Genomic DNA, 20,551 nt, shown 5'->3' with positions numbered 1-20,551 from the left:
TTTACTTGTACCACTGATATTCTAATGGTGAGACTTGCGCCGAGAAGCGAGCTTGCTCATGTTTTTTGTTTGCTAAGTAAACCTTGCAGAATTCTTCACCAAAGCTGCGCTTCATAAACTGGCTATTAGCGAACTCATGCAGTGACATATCCCAAGAGATAGGCAACATGGGTAGCTCTAGCAAAGAAGCGTCACCTTCAATTGGGTCTGGTGGAGTGAGTTTGTTTTCGATGCCGTCGAGAATAGACGCGAGCAACACCGCGACGGTCAAGTAGGGGTTAACATCGGCGCCAGAGAGTCGATGTTCGATACGTTTATCGGATTGACCACTTGCGGGTACTCGCACCGCCACGGTTCTATTATCCCATCCCCATGTCGCGTGCAATGGCACAAACATATTGGGCTGAAGTCGTCGATAGGAGTTAGCGTTAGGCGCGAAGATGGCCATACTATCTTCAAGGTGTGCCAATACGCCAGCAATGGCGTTTAGAAGAATGCTTTCATCTTCACCAAAAACATTGGTACCAGTTTCATCTCGCAGGCTGATATGCACGTGACAGCCGTTGCCTGCATACTCGGTATAAGGTTTCGCCATGAAGTTGGCATAGAAGCCATGCTTTTTCGCTACTGCTCGAACCACACGCTTTAACAGCATGGCTTGGTCACAAGCGAGTAGAACATCATCAGTATGCTTGAGATTAACCTCGAACTGCCCTGGGGCGTATTCGGCTGTGATGTTTTCAGCTGGGATATTCTGCTCTTCACAAGTGCTGATGATCTCATCGAGGAAGTCTTTGAACTCGTCTAGCTCTTCTAGGGAATAGACTTGGGTTTGCGTCATTCGCTCGCCACTGATTGGCATCAATGGTGGTTGTGGGTTGCCTGCTTCGTCGGGTTCAAGGTCTTGTAGATAGAACTCAAGTTCAACTGCGATACAAGGTTTGAGACCTTTACTAGCAAACTTTTCTAGCTGAACTTCGAGTACGTGTCTTGGGTCGGCAAAGAAGGGTTGGTTTGAGGTTGGCTCAAACATGGTCACAATCGCTTGCGCGCTGTTTTCTTGCCACGGCGTGGTCGTGAGTGAGCTTGCCACCATTCGACAGATCCTATCACCGTCTCCTTTTTCAAAACCCAGTCCAGTCTCTTCTACCGTCTCTCCACAAATATCCAGGGCGAATACCGATGCGGGTAGACAAATACCTTGTTCTAACACTTTGTTGAGTTGGGTGATGGGGACACGCTTGCCTCGAACAACACCGTTCATATCGAACAGGATCAAATCCAAACTGGTGACGTCTGGATGCTGTTCGATAAATCGTTCAATTGTAAGCTTTTCGTGACCAAGTTGAATTGGTTCGATGTTGTCTGCGCTACTTGCAAGTTGACTGGTTCCCACTGTGGCTCCTCCACTTTTCCCAACGATTCCTTATGTATCAAGCCCTAAGTTGGGCTCAACCATGTTGGTTGCTTTTTAACCTTAGACACAATGTTCAGTAAAATACAACACTAATGTATCTAAAATGTTAATCATCATCTCAAAAGTTGCAGAATAATTAACATCATTGTTTGACATTTATGCAGGTCGGTGCCAATGCTAAATGGGAGCTTATTGATAAATTCGTTGAGCGAGTAACGAAAAGAAGGATTTATGGAAACGATTAGGAAATGGATAGAAGAGAACCGTATTACTGAAGTTGAGTGTTTGATCCCGGATATCACGGGTAACGCTCGAGGCAAAATCATGCCAGCGAAAAAATTCCTTCGAGAAGGGGGCATGCGTCTTCCCGAAGTGGTTTTTTTCCAGACCGTGACCGGCGATTGGCCAGACGATGAAAGTATGATCGATCTGACCGAGAAGGACATGACTCTGGAACCCGACCAAAACACGATTCGATTTGTTCCTTGGACAAAAGAGCCGACGGCGCAAGTGATTCATGACTGCTACACCGTAGAGGGTAACCCTGTCGATATCTCACCACGTGCTGTGTTGCGCCGTGTTTTGAGTCTTTACGAGAAAGAAGGTTGGCACCCAGTTGTCGCGCCAGAGCTCGAGTTTTTCCTAGTTCAGAAAAACCTAGATTGGGATTACCCACTTGAGCCGCCGATTGGTCGCAACGGTCGCCCAGAAACGGCTAGGCAGTCATTTAGTATCGATGCGGTTAACGAGTTCGATCCTATTTTCGAAGACATGTACGACTACTGCGAAGCGCAGGGTTTGGATGTAGACACCTTAGTCCATGAGTCTGGCGCAGCCCAGATGGAGCTTAACTTCGACCACGGCGAGCCGTTAGACAGAGCGGATCAAGTCTTCCTATTTAAACGTACGGTGCGTGAAGCTGCGTTAAGACACGATGTTTACGCGACCTTTATGGCAAAACCGATGGAAGATGAGCCGGGCAGTGCAATGCACATTCACCAAAGCCTAGTTGATGATAAAGGTAAAAACCTATTCGCTAACGAAGATGGTTCAAACAGCGAACTGTTCATGAACTATATCGGCGGTATGCAGAAGTACACACCGGCGGCAATTGCGTTTTTTGCTCCAAACGTGAACTCCTACCGTCGATTGGTGTTTGGTGATTCGGCGCCAACGAATGTGGCTTGGGGTGAAGACAACCGCACCGTCGGTCTTCGTGTTCCAGTGTCTGATCGAGATTCAAGACGTTTGGAAAACCGTTACGCAGGTGCAGATGCTAACCCATATCTGGCGATGGCACTGACATTGGCGTGTGGTTACCTCGGCATGAAAGAGAAGCTTACGCCTACGGCGAAAAGCACCGGCGACATGACCACGGAACCATACTCGCTTCCTCACAACCTAGAGGATGCATTGGTTCTGCTAGAGAACAGCGATGAATTACGAGAAATCTTAGGTGACCGATTTGTATCGGCTTATGTGGCAATTAAACGCAAGGAGTACAAAACCTTCTTCCAAGTTATTAGTTCTTGGGAGCGAGAATTCTTACTTTTAAACGTGTAACTAAGGCAACGCTATCGAACAGAGCATCAATTAAACAGCAGGAAATGGAAATTAATTTATGTCAGTACAAAACGGTTCAAAATGGATAGAGCAAGACAGCGCACACTGTCTCCATCCATTTACTAACTTCAAAGCACTAAACGATAAAGGTTCTCGAGTGATTACTCGTGCAGAAGGCATCTATATCTATGATGAGCACGACAACAAAATCTTAGATGGAATGGCGGGTCTTTGGTGCGTGAATATGGGTTACAACTGTGAGCCTCTTATTGAAGCGGCGACGAATCAGTTAAAAGAGCTGCCTTACTACAATCTGTTTTTCCAGACTACGCATCCACCTGCTGTTGAGCTTTCAACGTTACTGGCTGAAGTCGCGCCAGAAGGGATGAATCATGTGTTCTTTACCGGGTCTGGCTCTGAGTGTAATGACACTGTGGTTCGCATGGTTCGCCACTACTGGACAAGCCTAGGCAAGCCAAACAAACAAACTATCATCAGCCGTAAGAATGCATACCACGGTAGTACTATGGCGGGCGCAAGCCTTGGTGGTATGGCGTTTATGCATGCACAGGGTGGTTTGCCACTGCCAAACATTACCCATATCGATCAGCCGTATCACTTCGGTGAAGGTCAAGGGATGGATCCAAACGAGTTTGGTTTGGAGCGAGCACGTCAGCTTGAAGCGAAGATCCTTGAACTTGGCGAAGAGAATGTGGCGGCATTCATCGCTGAGCCTATCCAAGGTGCTGGTGGCGTAATTATCCCGCCTGACAGCTACTGGCCAGAAATTCAACGCATCTGTGATAAATACGAAATCCTATTGATTGCTGATGAAGTGATCTGTGGTTTCGGACGAACAGGCGAATGGTTTGCTAGCCAAACTTACAACATCAAACCAGATCTGATGTGTATGGCAAAAGGCATTACCTCGGGCTATTTGCCGCTTGGCGGTGTGATGGTGCGCGACCACGTTGCTAAGGTGCTGACGGATGCAGACACTGAGTTTGCGCACGGGTTTACCTATTCTGGTCACCCGGCAGCCTGTGCGGTTGCCATAGCGAATATTAAGGAAATGCAGAACCGCAACATCATCAACCAAGTTCGCGAAGATACCGCGCCTTACTTTGCTGCACGTTGGAGTGAGCTTTTAGAGCATCCAATGGTCGGTGAAGCAAGAACTAAAGGTTTGGTTGGTGCGATTGAATTGGTCAAAGACAAACAAACCAATGAGCGATATCACAAAGACCTCGATATAGGGACGCGTTGTCGTGAGAACTGTTTTAATTCAGGTGTCGTTCTTCGAGCGGTAGGGGACACCATGATTTGTTCGCCACCGTTAATTATTACCCGAGACGAGATCGATGAATTCATCGAAAAAGCAAAACTCGCACTCGACAAAACACTCGCCGACGTTTCGCAGTAGCCGACGAGACTACCCAATACCTAGAAAAGCACAATAAAGGTATTAACCAAAGAGCAAACAGGAAACGGAGATCCAAATGGAGAAAGCAAAAGCATACTTTGGTGTGGCGTTAGGGATGACAATGGGGCTTACCTCAATGACATCTTTTGCTGCTGAGGAAAAAGTCCTCAACATTTACAATTGGTCAGACTACATCGCAGAAGACACCATCGCGAAATTTGAAGCGGAAACCGGCATCAAAGTCGTGTATGACGTATTCGATTCAAACGAAGTATTGGAAGCGAAGATCTTGTCGGGTAATACAGGCTTTGACCTTGTTGTACCGAGTAACGACTTCTTAGGTCGTCAGGCGAAAGCGGGGGCTTTCCAAAAACTCGATAAGTCTAAACTGACTAACTACAAGAACCTTGATCCGAAACTGATGGGTATTCTTGCTGAAACTGTTGATCCAGGTAACGACTACTCTGTCCCTTACCTATGGGGCACCACGGGTATTGGTTACAACGTTGAGAAAGTGAAAGCAGTACTTGGTGAAGACGCCCCTGTCGACAGCTGGGATCTCGTGTTCAAGCCTGAGAATATGGAAAAACTCAATAAGTGTGGTGTGGGTTTCTTGAATGCGCCTACCGAAATCATGGCGGCTGCGCTGAATTATATCGGCAAAGATCCAAACAGTACCAATCCAAACGACTACAAGAAAGACGCTTTGGAGTTGCTTAAACAAGTTCGTCCATACGTGACCTACTTCCACTCATCGCAATACATCAATGACCTAGCAAACGGTGATATCTGTGTGGCGATCGGTTGGTCGGGTGACGTTCTTCAAGCGGCCGATCGCGCTGCTGAAGCAGATAATGGTGTAGAAGTTGCGTACTCGATTCCTAAAGAGGGCGCATTGGCTTGGTTCGACCTAATGGCAATTCCAAAAGAGGCGAAGCACCCAGAGAATGCTCACTTGTTTATCAACTATCTGCTTCGTCCAGAAGTGATTGCTGAGATCAGTAACTATGTTTGGTATGCGAACCCGAACCCACCATCGCGTGAGTTTATCGACGCAGAAATTCTCGAAGATCCAGGAATTTACCCAACAGAAGAAGCGCAAGCGAAGCTATATAGCTCGAAGATGTTGCCACACAAAACATCTCGTGCCATGACTCGCGCTTGGACCGACTTCCTTAAAAACTGATTAGTACTATTTGGCGACCCAACTTGGGTCGCCGCGTTTGCTTGGAGACTACCATGACAGTGATGTCACTCGATACAGAGCTCAACCATCAACACGTTGCCCCAGTGCCACCGAAACCACTTCTAGAAATTCGAGGTCTGACTAAGGATTTCGATGGTCACGTAGCCGTGGACAACATCGATCTCACCATCAATCAAGGCGAATTATTTGCACTGCTTGGCGCTTCTGGCTGCGGTAAGTCAACGCTGCTTCGCATGTTAGCAGGCTTTGATCAGCCAACGGCCGGCCAAATTATCCTCGATGGCGAAGACTTGGCTGACATTCCGCCCTACAAACGCCCGGTGAACATGATGTTCCAGTCATACGCGCTGTTCCCACACATGACGGTGGAGAAGAATATTGCCTTTGGTCTGAAACAAGACGGCATGCCAAGCAAAGAGATCGACGCGACGGTAAAGCACATGCTCGAGCTGGTACGAATGACTGATTTTGCCAAGCGCAAACCACATCAACTATCTGGCGGACAAAGGCAGCGTGTTGCGCTGGCAAGAAGTCTCGCTAAAAAGCCAAAACTGTTGCTACTTGATGAGCCAATGGGCGCACTAGACAAAAACTTAAGAGAAAAGATGCAGCTTGAGGTGGTCGATATCTTGGAAAGCGTTGGTGTGACCTGTGTGATGGTCACCCACGACCAAGAAGAAGCCATGACCATGGCAAGTCGCATCGCGATTATGAACAAAGGGCAGTTTGTACAGATTGGTTCGCCAGAGGCGATTTACGAGCACCCGAACTCCAAATTTGCCGCCAAGTTTATTGGTTCGGTCAACATCTTTGAAGGCGTGCTTGAAACCAACGAAGCTGACCATTCAACCGTTCGCACACCGGATATGGGCAGTCCGATCTCCATCAGCCACGGTATCTCCGGCGCGCCAGGTATTCCAGTGTCGATTGCGGTGAGACCTGAGAAAATTACGCTGTGCGACCCTATGAATCCGTCGCCAAATCATTGCAGTGGCATTGTGGAAGATATCGCCTACATGGGCAACCAGTCTATCTATCACGTCAGACTAGACTCAGGAAAACTGGTGACCGCAACACTGCAAAACACCAGTCGTGTTAGGAAAGGAATGCCTACATGGGAGCAAAGGGTCAATCTTTGCTGGGACAAGGAAAGTTGTGTGGTACTTAAGATATGAAGAAACCAGCCAAACTTAATATTTGGAGCGTGGTACCGACGCCTAAGTGTCTGCTACTTGCTGTACCATACGGGTGGCTCCTTCTGTTCTTCCTGCTGCCGTTTCTTATCGTATTTAAGATCAGTTTTGCAGAAGCACAGATCGCCATCCCGCCGTATTCAGAGCTGTGGAGCTATGCCGAGCAGCAGTTGCAATTATTGCTCAATATCGGCAACTACCAGTACCTAATTGAAGATGATCTCTACGCATCCTCTTACATTCAATCGATTCGAATCGCCTTTATTTCAACGGTACTGTGTTTAATCATTGGCTTTCCGATTGCTTGGGCGATTGTTCACTCTTCACCAAGCACTCGTAATGTCCTTTTGATGCTGATTATCCTACCTTCGTGGACCAGTTTCCTGATTCGAGTCTACGCATGGATAGGCATCCTAAAAAATAACGGACTGCTTAATAATGTCTTGCTGATGTCTGGCGTTATTGACGAGCCATTGCAAATCTTACACACAGATACCGCCGTCTACATTGGTATCATCTACACCTATTTGCCGTTTATGGTGCTACCGCTGTATACGGCGCTAATGCGTGTGGACTATTCACTGCTTGAAGCCGCGAGTGACTTGGGCGCTAAACCAATGACAACGCTGTTTACCGTGCTGGTTCCACTGACACGAGCGGGCATCATCGCAGGCTCTATGCTGGTGTTTATTCCAGCCGTAGGTGAATTTGTTATTCCAGAGTTACTAGGTGGCCCCGATACCGTTCTAATAGGTAAGGTCTTGTGGCAAGAGTTCTTCAATAACCGAGACTGGCCTGTGGCTTCCGCCGTCGCCATAGTGATGCTGCTTATTCTGATGCTGCCAATTCTATGGTTCCACCGCTATCAAAAACGTGAATTGGAGGCTCAAGGATGAACGATATCCCAGTTTACAACAGCAAACTGAAATGGTTGATATTGGGCGCAGGCTTTGCGTTCCTTTATCTGCCGATCCTGATTCTGATCATCTATTCGTTCAACGAAAACCGCTTGGTAACGGTTTGGTCTGGCTTTTCATTTAAGTGGTACTCTGAGCTACTGCAAGACGACTTGCTAATGGGTGGTGTAAAACTCAGCCTTATCATCGGGTTCTTATCAGCAAGTGCTGCTGTAGTTCTTGGCATTATCGCCGCCTTTGTTCTTAACAGATTCGGTAAGTTCAAGGGTGAGACGGGCTTTGCCTTTATGATCACTGCGCCTCTTGTTATGCCAGAAGTGATCACGGGTTTGTCACTATTGCTGCTGTTTATTGCGATGGGGCAGGCGTTCGACATCTTCAGTCAACGCGGCATGATGACTATTTGGATAGCACATGTAACCTTCTGTACTGCCTATGTGACCGTTGTTGTAAGTTCAAGGCTGCAAGAGGTGGATCGCTCGATAGAAGAAGCGGCAATGGACTTAGGAGCACCGCCTTGGAAGGTGTTCTTCCAAATCACGCTACCTTCTATTGCGCCGGCGATTTTGGCTGGTTGGCTGCTGGCGTTTACCTTGTCTTTAGACGATCTCGTGATTGCGAGCTTTGTGTCAGGGCCAAGTGCAACGACCTTACCTATGGTCGTGTTCTCTAGCGTCAGACTTGGGGTGAGCCCTAAGATCAATGCACTGGCGACGCTCACGATACTAGCGGTTTCATGTGCCACATTTATCGCGTGGTGGTTGATGGCAAAGGCAGAAAAGCGTAGGCTGCTAGAAATGAAGATGAGTCAGCAGTAAAACGGAGCTAACTTGCTGATAATAAAATCAATTTGGAGAGATATTCATGGATGTAGGGAAACAGCTAAAAACCATTCGCACAATGCGCGGACTATCGCAACGAGAACTGGCAAAGCGCAGTGGTGTCACCAACTCCATGATTTCTCAAATTGAGCAAAACTTAGTGAACCCCTCGGTGGGTTCACTAAAAAAGATCCTAGATGCCATTCCCATCTCTATGGGTGAATTCTTCACTTTAGATGTGGAACCCAAAGACGAAATCTTCTTCAACGCGGATCAAATGGCAGATCTAGGTGACGGCACCATCAAAATGCTGCTTGTCGGCGCCAAGCGAGAAGGCAGAGAGCTCGCCATTCTCCGAGAAATTTACCCACCAGGTTCAGACACCGGTACCGACTTCATGCAGCATGAAGGAGAGGAAGGCGGCGTCGTCATTCGCGGAGAAATCGAAATTACCGTGGGCAGTCAAATCCGGGTGCTTAAAGCGGGAGACTCGTATTACTTCGAGACTCGTAAACCTCACCGATTCAGAAATCGAGGAAAAGTTGAGTGTGAGCTCATTAGTGCTGCTACACCGCCTACTTTCTAGTTTCTTATCAAATCATTCTTGATATAGATCAATTAGGATTAAAAACAGCCAGAGCTTTGGTCAGAGTCCGACTAAACTTTAAGTGGGTATCCGCACAAGGTTGGAGGTTCATATGAGCTTGTTACCAAGAGATTCGTGGTCTGACTTTGGGCATTTTTTTGATAATGCACTACCTACTTTCAATACACGCTGGAGTCATGGGCAGTTTTCTCCTAATGTCGATGTCATTGAAAAAGAGACTGCGTTTGAAATCATTGCAGATCTACCAGGTGTAGATAAAAAAGACATCTCTGTGTCCTGCGATAGAGGAATGCTGACTATCGAAGCGTCAACAACTGAAACTCGTGAAGAAACTGAGAAAGATAAGTACATTCATAAAGAACGCTATCAAGGTAAAATGGTTCGCAGTTTTACCTTGAGTAACAATGTGAATGCTAATGATATCTACGCTGAGTTTACCGATGGTGTTCTAGTGGTTGTGGTACCAAAAATCGAGCCTACAGAAAGTCGTTCGAAAAATATCGATATCAGCTAGGCGTCAATAGATGAAAAGGTCTGGGTATGATCCAGACCTTTTTTTATTTCAGAGAGTTAATCAACTATCCAACGGTGGGTTCCAGCGTGCCACCTTTGTCATCCTAACGAAAACGAAGAAGGTCTAACCAGTCGCGTTCAATTATTTCACTGATTAATTCAAGATAACTGGCACTGCATTTTCCTATAAGTAGAATATTAAGGCCATATGCTTGTTCTGCTCCTAACATACTCAGAAAACTGGAAAGAACAGTGCCTTTAGGGTTGGTATCGATGTGGCTATGTGTCGGCTATCAGAGAAATGTTTCCAAAAAGCCTTTAGAATGAGGTGTCTAACCCTATACCCACGAAAAGGACATTCACGTGACGGTACTCATTCTTTGTTTAATTTTCGCCTCATTTCTTCCCTACCTAGTCAAAATCCCATTGGCGGTCGCGATGGCAAAAGAGGGTGGATACGATAATAATCACCCTAGAGAACAGCAATCTCGTTTAGAAGGCTTTGGTGCACGAGCCTTAGCATCCCACCAGAACGCTTTTGAATCTTTGTTGGTGTTTGGGATAGCGATATTGCTTGCGATAGCAACAGAGACGACGACTGAAAGCGTACAACTACTCGCAATCGTGCATATCGTGTTTCGAGTCATCTATCACGCCCTCTACTTAATTGATAAGAGTACACTTCGCTCAATCTCTTGGTTTATCGCGATAGCGTGTTCGTTTGCCATTATGGGACAGTGTTTGTGAAGCTACTATTGAGTATGCTTAAGTCGCAGGTGGTTTCTCTGTGTAGCAGTGAACACTTCATAAGAACATTCCCCCATTCAATTATTCAGGGCGCCAATTCCTTAATCTAGATTAATATTTTATGCCCGCGTTCCCTGTACTATCCCGGCTCACTGGATTTTTTCAGCAATAAGCTTAACGATACTTTGAGGGGATTGGACTTGAGCCACTTGTTCACAGAAAGCCGCATTGGCAATTTGACACTTAAGAACCGCTTTATGAGAAGCGCGACTTGGGAAAACATGGCGACGGAAGATGGTCATATGACCGATAAGTTGTATGCCATCTATAAAGAGCTAGCTCAAGGCGAGGTTGGCTTGATTGTCACTGGCTACGCTAACATTGTTGAAGAAGAAAAACCCAACGCCGGCATGATGGGGATGTATAACGATTCGTTTATCCCAGAATACCAAAAGCTAACAAGTTTGGTTCACGACAACGACTCTAAAATCGTTATGCAGCTAGCCTATGGCGGAACTAAGACGACCTATAACGTTGGCGAGCGCGTTATCTTCGCACCGAGTGATGTACCTGAGATGGGGACTAAAACCCAAGGTACAGCGATGACCAAATCTGATATTGATTACATCGTTGCCGCATTCGCGAAAGCGACATTAAGAGCCAAACAGTCAGGCTTTGATGGTGTGGAGATTCATGCTGCGCACACGTATCTCATCAACCAGTTCTTGAGCCCGTATTACAATCGTCGTGATGATGAGTATGGTGGTAGTTTAGAAAACCGCATGCGTTTCTTGCTTGAGATATATCGTGAATGCCGCAATCTTGTGGGTACCGATTTTCCGATTCTGGTTAAACTGACTGCTACTGAGTTTTTTGACGGGGGCCTCACGTTTGAAGAGACCCGCAAAGTGTGCAAGAAGCTCGAAGAAATCGGTGTCGATGCCATTGTGATCTCTGGCAATATCCACGGAAAAGCCAATACGATGGTAGGTGAAGAACATGATGGCTTTAGTATTCAAGAAGAGGGCTACTTCCACCAGTATGGGCAAGTCATAAGCCAAGATGTATCGATTCCCGTTATTACGGTTGGTGGTTTAACCGACATTGCTGCCATCGAAGCACTCGCCAATACGACAGACATTCAATACTTTGCACTATCACGTCCACTTCTTTCTGAGCCAAAACTCATTAAGAGATGGAAAGAGGGCGATCGAGCACCTGTTGAGTGCGAGCGCTGCTCTAAGTGCCGTACAAAACGTGGTAACTTCTGCGTGGTAAATAAAGAGAGAAAAGTTCAACTGGCTAGGCTTTAAAACCTATTAAATAGTCCGCCACTACTTGCCCTAATTTAGTTAATGCTATTTATGTTAGAACGCCTGATGTACCCATCGGGCGTTTCTGTTTCTTTTGGTAAATGCGCTTGCACCCAAAAATTGGTATTGCCGGTCAATTCTTCATTAGAAGCGGGTTACAACCATCTGCCCCTCTACTTACATGCGCCCGACAAGCAGTGCTTAGCTCAGGCGTTGAGCAACCCGAGCGAGCTCATTTGCACTCGTTTGTATTCAAATACGCTTACTATATTGATTCAATGTTACCCCATAGCGCTTTTTAAACGCTCTTCTAAAGTTTGAAACATCGGTATACCCACAGCGAATGGCGATATCTTCGTTGCTTAATTTAGGGGCTGTGTTGTATAGCTTTATGGCATGATTCAGTCGAGAGTCTAATAGCAGCTCTCTAAAAGAGATTTGCTCAGAATGCAGCCGTCTTTGCAAAGTTCGCGAGCTCATGCCTATAAGTCTTGAGAAAGAGTGTATAGACATATTTTCCACTAGCAGATAGTTCTCGAGAATCAGTGAAATTGATTTGCTAAGAGACCAATCGCTTTCGTCGTTAGTGGGTTCTATCTTTTCAGAGAGTGGGATAGAGAAACCAGAAAAAGAATGCCCATCGATAACTTGAATCTTCAATCTCGATTGGATGAGTGAAGGCGTAATTTTCCCCGTGACCCAGATAAAATCAGGTTCCCAGTCCGCTCCTAAATAGAGTTTGCAAAAAGCGATCAGTTGCAGGTTTCTATAGATATCAAAATCCGCTTTACCAATACTCTTGTTGGAGTAACCACTGTCGTGGCAAAGATACCACTTATGATCGTCCCCGTAGCTTAGCCAAGTCTTCGCTTGAGACGTTATATAAGGGATTTTGGGAAGCAATACGTTTAAGGCTTGTCCAAGTGTGCTTGGTCTGTTCTCTTCGTTCAGCTCATCGGTAATTAAGGAAATATCAAAAGCTTTGCTCGCTTGAATAAGGATGTCGAGACGTTTTTCATGGGGGAGCTCTTGTAAGATCGCGACCAATTCGTCGATAAGCACCCAAGAGTCATCATCGCTAGAAGTATCTTGGTTTACTAGAGAGTAATTCAGTTTTTCTGAAACGTTTACATTGAAATCGTACAGTGTTTGATAAACAGGGTAAAAAATCGCGTTCCGAGCAATTTTAAGATTTTCCATTTTCGTGTCTCTCTGCCATTTTATGAACTGAGCGTTTATCAATGAAATCAAAGCAATCATTAGGAAAAACGTATTCTCATTCAGTATCTATTATAGACACTTTGGCGCAAAGTGACCTTTTCACGTTAAGAGTCCTAACTATAATAATTGCCATTGAAGCGGGTAATAATACGTGGTTTACAGTTCACGTTTATAGATTGGTTATAAATCTTTTTCTAGCTGAGATTAATAGCGAACCAATATTACCTTGTTGGATGATATTTTTTGATAGAGAAACGCATTATGGTAGATTCAAAAAGAACTAAAATAGCTAAGTTTTGCTTTAGCTTATCGTTACTAGCGGTGTCTATAGGCGTAGAAGCAGCATCGACAGTAATAACAAATGCAAACGTATTTGACGGCGAGAAAAAAAATCTTCAAAAAGGCGTAAGCGTACTAATTGAAGAAAATAAAATTATATCGATTGGTAAAACAGTATCTGTCCCAGAAGATGCTACCGTCATTAATGCTAAGGGTAAAACACTAATACCAGGCTTAATTGATGCCCATTGGCATACGATGTTTGCCAATGCCTCTATGAGTGAACTCATGAACTCGGATTTTGGATACTTGACCCTCATTGCTTCTGATGGTGCAAATAAGACGTTAATGAGAGGGTTTACAACGATTAGGGATGCAGGAGGAAACCCTTTTGCTATCAAACAAGCGAGCGATAAAGGCTTAATCAATGGACCGAGAATTTATCCTTCAGGCGGCCCGATCAGTCAAACCGCGGGACACTTCGATTACCGTGGACGCTTTGATGTACCAGCCAATAGCACTGACCCGTTAAACTACTTAGAGCGCAACAGTCTTGCTATTGTTGCTGACGGTGTGCCTGAAGTGACCAAAAGAGTGCGAGAACAGTTGAGACTGGGTGCCACTCAAATAAAACTGGCTGCTGGTGGCGGGGTGTCTTCAAGCTATGACCCGATTGATGTTGCAGAATACACTTATGACGAGTTCAAGGCGGCGGTTGAAGTAGCAGAAAGCTGGAATACGTACGTTATGGTGCATGTATTTACTAACAAAGGAGCACAAACCGCATTAAGAGCAGGTGTTAAGAGTATCGAACACGGCAACCTCCTCTCAGAAGAAACTTTTAAGATGATGGCAGAGAAAGGGGCATGGTTGAGTATGCAGCCAATCTTCGATGATGAAGATGCCATTCCTTTTCCTCCAGGTTCTTTTCAAGAAGCCAAGTTTAAATTGGTGACCAAAGGCACTGCACGAGGCATCGAGCTTGCTAAAAAATACGGAGTGCCGATTGCGTTTGGTACTGATATGTTGTTTGACCCATCACTCGCCAACAAACAAGGTAAGTTCTTAACTAAGCTAACACCTTGGTTTGAACCTTGGGAAATCTTAAAAATGGCGACGCATGACAACGCTCAGCTCCTCAAGCTAAGTGGTCCTCGTGATCCCTATCCTGGTGAGTTAGGCGTAATAAAAGAAGGCGCATTAGCCGACCTTGTTTTGGTTGATGGTAACCCTTTAGTGGATATTAAACTGGTTGCCAATGCGGATAAGAACTTTGTGCTAATTATGAAAGATGGGAAAATATACAAAAATTCACTTTCAAATGATTAGCTGGAACACAACTGATTTGAGTTTGCCTGAGTTGTTTACTTGTTGATTTTTATTTAGCTGAATATTGACAAGTAAATAACTTAAGTAAATGAATGACTAGAATGCTGAATCATATTTTGAACGACTATTTAGTTAGAAAATATATTCGACAGAGGGATGGAAATTGACAACGGAGTGTTGACGTTAACAAGATTAGTGAATGATATGAAACATTTAAAAACACTCTTAAGTCTAATATTTTTGATGTTAACCATCTTACCTCCACAAACTGCGCTTGCTGACATTGAAACAGATGTACAAAGACTGCATTGGATAGATTTGATACCAGAGCAAGAAAGAAATATTCCAACCAAGAATTTAATCACCGATCACACGGGGGGAGCGGCACTACAATCTCAAGTGCATACTGTGCGACAAGAGCTCGATGGTACTGAGGTCAAAATAGCCGGCTTCGTCATACCGCTTGAGGGGGATGATGAGCTGGTGACAGATTTCTTGCTGGTACCTTATTTTGGAGCCTGTATTCATATTCCACCACCGCCACCGAACCAAATTATTCGAGTGAGATTTAAAGAGGGTGTGGCAATAACTGAAATCTGGGATGTGGTTTACGTCTTCGGTATGCTCAGGACAGAAAGCAGCAGCTCAGAGCTCGCGGATACCGCGTATGTGATTGATGGTAATCGAATTGAAGTTTACCAATAATCACCACTATCTAATGTCTTGTTCACTAAAATGGTGCTCACAGAAATGAGCACCTATATGATTAATGTGAAATACAGCAATAAAAGTCTTGTGACGAATTAGTCCAACTCAATCCATGTAGATTTCATTTCCGTGTACTTATGCAGCGCGTGAAGTGACTTATCACGGCCGTTGCCACTTTGCTTGTAACCACCGAACGGCATAGTCATATCACCGCCGTCCCAGTTATTAACGAACACGGTACCTGCACGCAGTGCTCGAGAGCAGCGAACCGCTGTAGAAATATCTGAAGTCCAGATTCCCGCCGCTAAGCCGTAGTCGCTGTCATTGGCGAGGGTAATTGCTTCTTCGATCGAGTCGAAGGTCGTGACACAAAGAACAGGGCCAAAAATTTCTTCTTGGAAGATCCTCATATCACGGGTGACGTCGGTAAACACCGCTGGCTGAATAAAGTAGCCATCAGTGTGAGTCATGGCAGGTTGTCCGCCAAAGGCAAGGGTTGCTCCTTCACCTTGACCGATTTCAATGTAGCTAAGCACGCGTTCGTACTGTGAGGCGTCGACAATCGCGCCAACTCGCGTATCTTCTAGGAGTGGGTCATTAGGCTGCCATTTCTCCATGTATTTCAACAGCAGCGCGACAAACTCGTCTTTAATCGAAGAGTGAACAAGCAAACGAGAGCCTGCGGTACAGACTTCGCCTTGGTTATAGCAAATAGCGGATGCAGCAGTAGCGGCGGCTTTTTCTATATCTTTGACATCGTAATGCACGATGTGGGGACTTTTACCGCCACATTCCATAAAGGCGCGTTTGAGATTCGATTCTCCAGCAAAAGAGAGCAGCTTTTTGCCGACAGCGGTGGAGCCAGTAAAGGTGATACAATCGACGTCGTTATGAAGCGCCAGCGCTTGCCCCGCTTCGTGCCCAAACCCGGGGAGCACTTGGAATACACCGGCAGGGATCCCAGCCTGTTTGGCAAGATCGGCCAAAAGGATAGCGGTCAACGGGGATTTCTCCGACGGTTTAACGATCACCGAGTTACCTGTGGCAAGTGCAGGGCCAATTTTCCATGCCGCCATGACAGTTGGGAAGTTCCACGGCACAACGGCAGCAACGACACCAAGCGCTTCTCTAGTGACGAGTGCGAGTGCATCTTCTGTGACGGGTGCAACTTCATCATAGACTTTGTCTATGGCTTCAGCGTTCCACTGAATACAGCGCGCTGTGGCTGGGGCGTCATAGCCCATTGCATCCGATATAGGTTTGCCCATGTCGAGCGACTCGAGTAGCGCGAAGTCTTCTTTATGCTCATCGATCAGTTTGGCGTAGTTGAGCAAAATCGCTTTTCTTTCACTAGGCGCTAAACCACTCCACACGCGACTTTCAAATGCCGCGCGCGCTGCTTCAACTGCCGTATTAACATCTTGTTCACTGCAGCGAGCTACGTGGGCGAGTGAGTGCCCAGTCGCTGGGTTAATAATTTCAAACGTATCGCCGGAAGCCGAATTGACAAATTCACCATTGATGAATGCTTGAGTTCGAAAACTCAATGCCTCTGCTTTGTCATGCCATGTCATATTGTCCATAAGTATCTTTCCTTAATTCCTTTAGTTAGAAGCTTGCCGGTGAGTTTGCACTGATAATGACGCAATCCACATCAGTGGTGTTTCTAAATCGGTGAGGGCGCTCGCTATCAAAATAGTAGCTGTCGCCTTCGACTAAACGGGTGACTTGTTCTTCAACAGTGAGCTCAAGCTCGCCCTGCACGATGACCCCACACTCCTGTCCTTCGTGACTGAGCATCTCTTGACCGGTATCGGCACCGGGAGCGAGCGTTTCTCTTAACATGCCGATGTGGCGATCTTCGTGATAATGGCCAATTTGTCGATAGCTGATCTTACCGCGACCAATTTCGGGTTGTTCAGCACGTCGAGTGAAGAACTGCTCTGGTTGTGGCTCATCGACGGCGAAAAACTCCGCCATAGAAGAGGGGATCTTGCTGAGCAATTTACTCAGAGAAGCGACAGACGGGCTAACCGCGTTACTTTCTATTTGTGAAATAAACCCGTTGGTGACGCCTGCACGTTTTGCGAGTTCTCTTTGTGAGAGTCCCGCGCGTTCTCGTAGCGCTTTGAATCTTGGTCCAATCTCCATTTCCATGAAATGAATGCTCCCTAGAAGACACGAAGTGATTAGTAAACTAAACACAATCCTAGCTCACTAAACACAAAAATCCAGAAAATGTTTATAATTTTATCATTGCACAGCTCAAAAGAACGTTCTATAGTCAATTTTGTTTAATATTTAATAACATTGCATTTACATTAAGCGGTATGGGTGTTTAGCGGTGTTTAGTAAAAGAAACAATCATTCATTCAACTATAAACAGTTCAACTAAGATCAGTTCAACTATGACCGTTGGGGTGCACTATGCATGGGACGAACAATAAAAGCATGGATTCGCTAGTAAGCGACCAATCAACCAATAAAGACGCTTTTTGGATGCCTTTTACGGCAAACTCGCAGTTTAAAGCGTCACCGCGAATGTTGGTATCCGCTGAGGGGATGTATTACACCTCAGAAGATAAAAGAAAGATCCTTGATGGTACTGCTGGACTTTGGTGTTGTAACGCAGGGCATGGCCGACATGAGATCAGTGAAGCGGTGGCAAGCCAAATTCATAATTTGGACTTTGCGCCAACGTTTCAAATGGGGCACCCGCTGCCGTTTCAATTTGCAGAACAATTGGCTGAGATAGCCCCGTCTGGCTTGAATCGAGTGTTTTTCACAAACTCGGGTTCAGAGTCTGTTGATACCGCTTTAAAAATTGCGCTCGCTTATCAGCGTGCGATAGGGCAAGGCACAAGAACTCGCTTAATTGGCCGAGAGCGTGGCTACCACGGAGTAGGATTTGGTGGTATCTCCGTTGGGGGCATTGTTAATAATCGCAAAGCATTTGGTAGCTTACTTACTGGCGTTGACCACTTGCCGCATACATTAAGTATCGAGCATAGCGCCTTTAGTCATGGCTTGCCGGATTACGATCCGGGCTGGGCGGAGAGTCTCAATAACATCGTTACTTTGCATGATGCGAGCAATATAGCTGCTGTGATTGTAGAGCCAATTGCTGGCTCCACAGGGGTGATTCTGCCGCCGAAAGGCTATTTAAAACGTCTACGCGAGATCTGTACTCAACATGGTATTTTGCTCATTTTTGACGAAGTGATTACTGGCTTTGGCCGTATTGGTAGCCCATTCGCTGCTCAAGAATTTGATGTTAAGCCAGACATTATCACCACGGCTAAAGGGCTGACTAACGGCGCTATCCCGATGGGAGCGGTGTTCGTTAGCGATGAGATTTACCAAGCAATGGTTGCTCCAGACAGTCAAGCTATTGAACTGTTTCATGGTTACACCTATTCAGGTCACCCAGTCGCGGCGGCGGCGGGTCTCGCTACCTTGGATATCTATCGCAATGAAAACCTCTATACCCGAGCGGCGGATCTTGCTGACTACTGGCAGCAAGCGGTACATAGCCTGAAGGGCTTACCTCATGTGAAAGATCTACGTAATTACGGATTAATCGCGGGCATTGAGCTCGAAGGTATTGCAGGTAAACCCGGTTCTCGCGCTTATCAGGTGTTTACCAAGTGTTTCGAGAAAGGCGCACTGATTCGGGTGACGGGCGACATCATTGCACTGTCACCTCCTTTGATTATTGAAAAACAGCATATTGATGATCTGTTTACGCTTATTGCCGATGTTCTACAAAATATTGAATACAAGGAATAAAACTTATGTCAGTTTTGGTATCAAACTTTATTAATGGCGAGATTGTTGAAAGTAATAGCCAGCGAAGCGCCGATTTGTTTAATCCTGCCAATGGCGAGCTAAGAGGGCAAGTTCAGCTTTCTAGCGCAGAAGAAGCCTTGGCGGCCGTCGAGGTTGCCAAAAAAGCACAAGTTGATTGGCAAGCCACTCCGCCGTTGCAACGTGCTCGCGTTATGTTTCGTTTTAAAGCTCTATTGGAAGACAATGCCGATGAGTTGGCAACATTGATTTCGACCGAACACGGCAAGGTTCATAGTGATGCGCTGGGTGAGCTAACTCGAGGCTTGGAAGTCGTAGAGTTTGCTTGTGGTATTCCACACCTACTTAAAGGTGAGCACTCGCTAAATGTTGGTCGTGAAATTGATAGCTATTCCATGATGCAACCTGTAGGTGTTTGTGTAGGGATAACGCCGTTTAACTTCCCTGTAATGGTGCCGCTTTGGATGATCCCTGTGTCTCTCGCTTGCGGTAATAGCTTTATTCTTAAGCCTTCAGAAAAAGATCCGAGTGCTTCGTTAATGCTCGCAAAATTACTAAAAGAAGCGGGTTTGCCAGATGGCGTATTCAATGTTGTCCAAGGTGATAAAGAGGTTGTTGATGCGCTACTCGAAGCGCCTGATGTTGCGGCAGTGAGCTTCGTTGGCTCGACACCAATAGCGGAAGCGATCTACTCAAAAGGCAGTGCTAATGGTAAGCGCGTTCAGGCACTTGGCGGTGCGAAAAACCATCTAGTTGTTATGCCAGACGCCGATCTTGAGGGCGCAACGAACGCGATTATGGGCGCGGCCTATGGCGCGGCGGGCGAGCGCTGTATGGCAATTTCGGTAGCGGTCGCAGTGGGTGATGAAGCGGCGGATAAGTTGGTAGCTGCTCTAAAAGAAAAAGTGCAAGCACTGCGAGTCGGTCCTGGGCTTGGCGTTTCTCCAGAGAACGAAATGGGGCCATTGGTCAGTGAGCCACACATGAATAAGGTGCGTGAGTACATTCAAACGGGTGTTGACCAAGGCGCGACACTGGTAGTCGATGGTCGAGATATCGATACGGGTGCGCCGGGTTATTTTGTCGGCGGTACGCTGTTTGATAACGTCACCGCAGATATGACCATCTACAACGAAGAAATTTTTGGGCCAGTACTCTCTGTGGTTCGAGCGAAGGATTACCAACACGCTCTAGAGCTTATTAATGAGCATGAGTTTGGCAATGGCACGGCGATCTTTACCCGTGATGGCGATACAGCTCGCGATTTTGCAGAAAAAGTTGAAATCGGAATGGTGGGTGTAAATGTGCCAATTCCGGTCCCAATGGCGTTCCACAGCTTTGGTGGTTGGAAACGTTCTATTTTTGGCCCACTGAATGTGCATGGCAATGATGGTGTTCGCTTCTATACTCGTATGAAGACAGTGACAGCACGATGGCCAAAAGGGCAACGTGAAAGTGAATTTGTAATGCCAACAATGAAGTAGGT

The 20,551-nt window shown here is 46.1% G+C and carries 18 protein-coding genes; 14 read left to right on the top strand and 4 right to left on the bottom strand.

Annotated elements, in window-relative coordinates; all coding sequences use genetic code 11:
* Window position 1 precedes the first annotated feature (1 nt).
* On the bottom strand, window positions 2-1,360 hold the full coding sequence (locus tag AAA946_RS20195) for a glutamine synthetase family protein (RefSeq protein WP_445206125.1): 1,359 nt from the start codon (window positions 1,358-1,360) through the stop codon (window positions 2-4).
* Between the two features lie 288 nt (window positions 1,361-1,648).
* Between AAA946_RS20195 and AAA946_RS20190 the strand changes: the two genes are divergently transcribed.
* From AAA946_RS20190 to AAA946_RS20145, 10 genes are all read left to right on the top strand, one after another.
* On the top strand, window positions 1,649-2,980 hold the full coding sequence (locus AAA946_RS20190) for a glutamine synthetase family protein (protein ID WP_112462557.1): 1,332 nt from the start codon (window positions 1,649-1,651) through the stop codon (window positions 2,978-2,980).
* Window positions 2,981-3,038: 58 nt separating this feature from the next.
* Window positions 3,039-4,403 carry an aspartate aminotransferase family protein gene (locus tag AAA946_RS20185; RefSeq protein ID WP_338166549.1) on the top strand — a complete coding sequence of 455 codons (1,365 nt, stop codon included), beginning with the start codon at window positions 3,039-3,041 and terminating at the stop codon, window positions 4,401-4,403.
* 76 nt (window positions 4,404-4,479) lie between these two features.
* On the top strand, window positions 4,480-5,589 hold the full coding sequence (locus AAA946_RS20180) for an extracellular solute-binding protein (protein ID WP_338166548.1): 1,110 nt from the start codon (window positions 4,480-4,482) through the stop codon (window positions 5,587-5,589).
* A gap of 53 nt (window positions 5,590-5,642) precedes the next feature.
* Entirely contained in the window at window positions 5,643-6,785 is a 1,143-nt protein-coding gene (gene potG, locus AAA946_RS20175; protein WP_338166547.1) for a putrescine ABC transporter ATP-binding subunit PotG, read from the top strand.
* On the top strand, window positions 6,782-7,699 hold the full coding sequence (gene potH / locus AAA946_RS20170; protein ID WP_338166546.1) for a putrescine ABC transporter permease PotH: 918 nt from the start codon (window positions 6,782-6,784) through the stop codon (window positions 7,697-7,699). The genes potG and potH overlap by 4 nt, the downstream gene beginning before the upstream one ends.
* Window positions 7,696-8,538: an ABC transporter permease subunit gene (locus tag AAA946_RS20165; RefSeq protein WP_338166545.1), complete on the top strand. Its 843-nt coding sequence runs from the start codon at window positions 7,696-7,698 to the stop codon at window positions 8,536-8,538. The genes potH and AAA946_RS20165 overlap by 4 nt, the downstream gene beginning before the upstream one ends.
* 46 nt (window positions 8,539-8,584) lie before the next feature.
* Entirely contained in the window at window positions 8,585-9,127 is a 543-nt protein-coding gene (locus tag AAA946_RS20160; RefSeq protein WP_338166544.1) for a cupin domain-containing protein, read from the top strand.
* Between the two features lie 112 nt (window positions 9,128-9,239).
* On the top strand, window positions 9,240-9,662 hold the full coding sequence (locus AAA946_RS20155; protein WP_338166543.1) for an Hsp20/alpha crystallin family protein: 423 nt from the start codon (window positions 9,240-9,242) through the stop codon (window positions 9,660-9,662).
* 362 nt (window positions 9,663-10,024) lie between these two features.
* On the top strand, window positions 10,025-10,408 hold the full coding sequence (locus tag AAA946_RS20150; protein WP_338166542.1) for an MAPEG family protein: 384 nt from the start codon (window positions 10,025-10,027) through the stop codon (window positions 10,406-10,408).
* Window positions 10,409-10,608: 200 nt separating this feature from the next.
* A complete protein-coding gene (locus tag AAA946_RS20145) occupies window positions 10,609-11,721 on the top strand; it encodes an NADH:flavin oxidoreductase (protein WP_338166541.1) in 1,113 nt (370 codons plus the stop codon).
* Between the two features lie 252 nt (window positions 11,722-11,973).
* On the opposite strand, the gene AAA946_RS20140 is transcribed toward AAA946_RS20145, so the two are convergent.
* Window positions 11,974-12,921, bottom strand: a complete 948-nt coding sequence (locus AAA946_RS20140; RefSeq protein WP_338166540.1) for an AraC family transcriptional regulator — start codon at window positions 12,919-12,921, stop codon at window positions 11,974-11,976.
* 282 nt (window positions 12,922-13,203) lie between these two features.
* Here AAA946_RS20140 and AAA946_RS20135 point away from each other — a divergent pair, with 282 nt between their 5' ends.
* Together AAA946_RS20135 and AAA946_RS20130 are read left to right on the top strand one after the other, a co-directional pair.
* A complete protein-coding gene (locus AAA946_RS20135; protein WP_338166539.1) occupies window positions 13,204-14,550 on the top strand; it encodes a metal-dependent hydrolase family protein in 1,347 nt (448 codons plus the stop codon).
* Between the two features lie 204 nt (window positions 14,551-14,754).
* Window positions 14,755-15,255, top strand: coding sequence for a DUF3299 domain-containing protein (locus AAA946_RS20130; protein WP_445206115.1), 501 nt, complete (start codon window positions 14,755-14,757; stop codon window positions 15,253-15,255).
* Window positions 15,256-15,353: 98 nt separating this feature from the next.
* Here AAA946_RS20130 and AAA946_RS20125 read toward each other — a convergent pair whose 3' ends face one another.
* Entirely contained in the window at window positions 15,354-16,841 is a 1,488-nt protein-coding gene (locus tag AAA946_RS20125) for an aldehyde dehydrogenase (RefSeq protein WP_338166538.1), read from the bottom strand.
* A 25-nt stretch (window positions 16,842-16,866) separates the two neighbouring features.
* Window positions 16,867-17,415 carry a cupin domain-containing protein gene (locus AAA946_RS20120; protein WP_445206114.1) on the bottom strand — a complete coding sequence of 183 codons (549 nt, stop codon included), beginning with the start codon at window positions 17,413-17,415 and terminating at the stop codon, window positions 16,867-16,869.
* A gap of 294 nt (window positions 17,416-17,709) precedes the next feature.
* Here AAA946_RS20120 and AAA946_RS20115 point away from each other — a divergent pair, with 294 nt between their 5' ends.
* A complete protein-coding gene (locus AAA946_RS20115) occupies window positions 17,710-19,047 on the top strand; it encodes an aspartate aminotransferase family protein (RefSeq protein WP_338166537.1) in 1,338 nt (445 codons plus the stop codon).
* A 5-nt stretch (window positions 19,048-19,052) separates the two neighbouring features.
* Window positions 19,053-20,549 (top strand): CoA-acylating methylmalonate-semialdehyde dehydrogenase, encoded by a 1,497-nt coding sequence (locus AAA946_RS20110; protein WP_338166536.1) that lies wholly within the window; start codon window positions 19,053-19,055, stop codon window positions 20,547-20,549.
* Window positions 20,550-20,551 lie beyond the last annotated feature (2 nt).

This window comes from Vibrio sp. 10N, from assembly GCF_036245475.1.
Taxonomy (GTDB): Bacteria; Pseudomonadota; Gammaproteobacteria; order Enterobacterales; family Vibrionaceae; genus Vibrio.
Note: the sequence above shows the minus strand (reverse complement) of the source record. Positions and strands in the feature narration are given on the sequence as shown.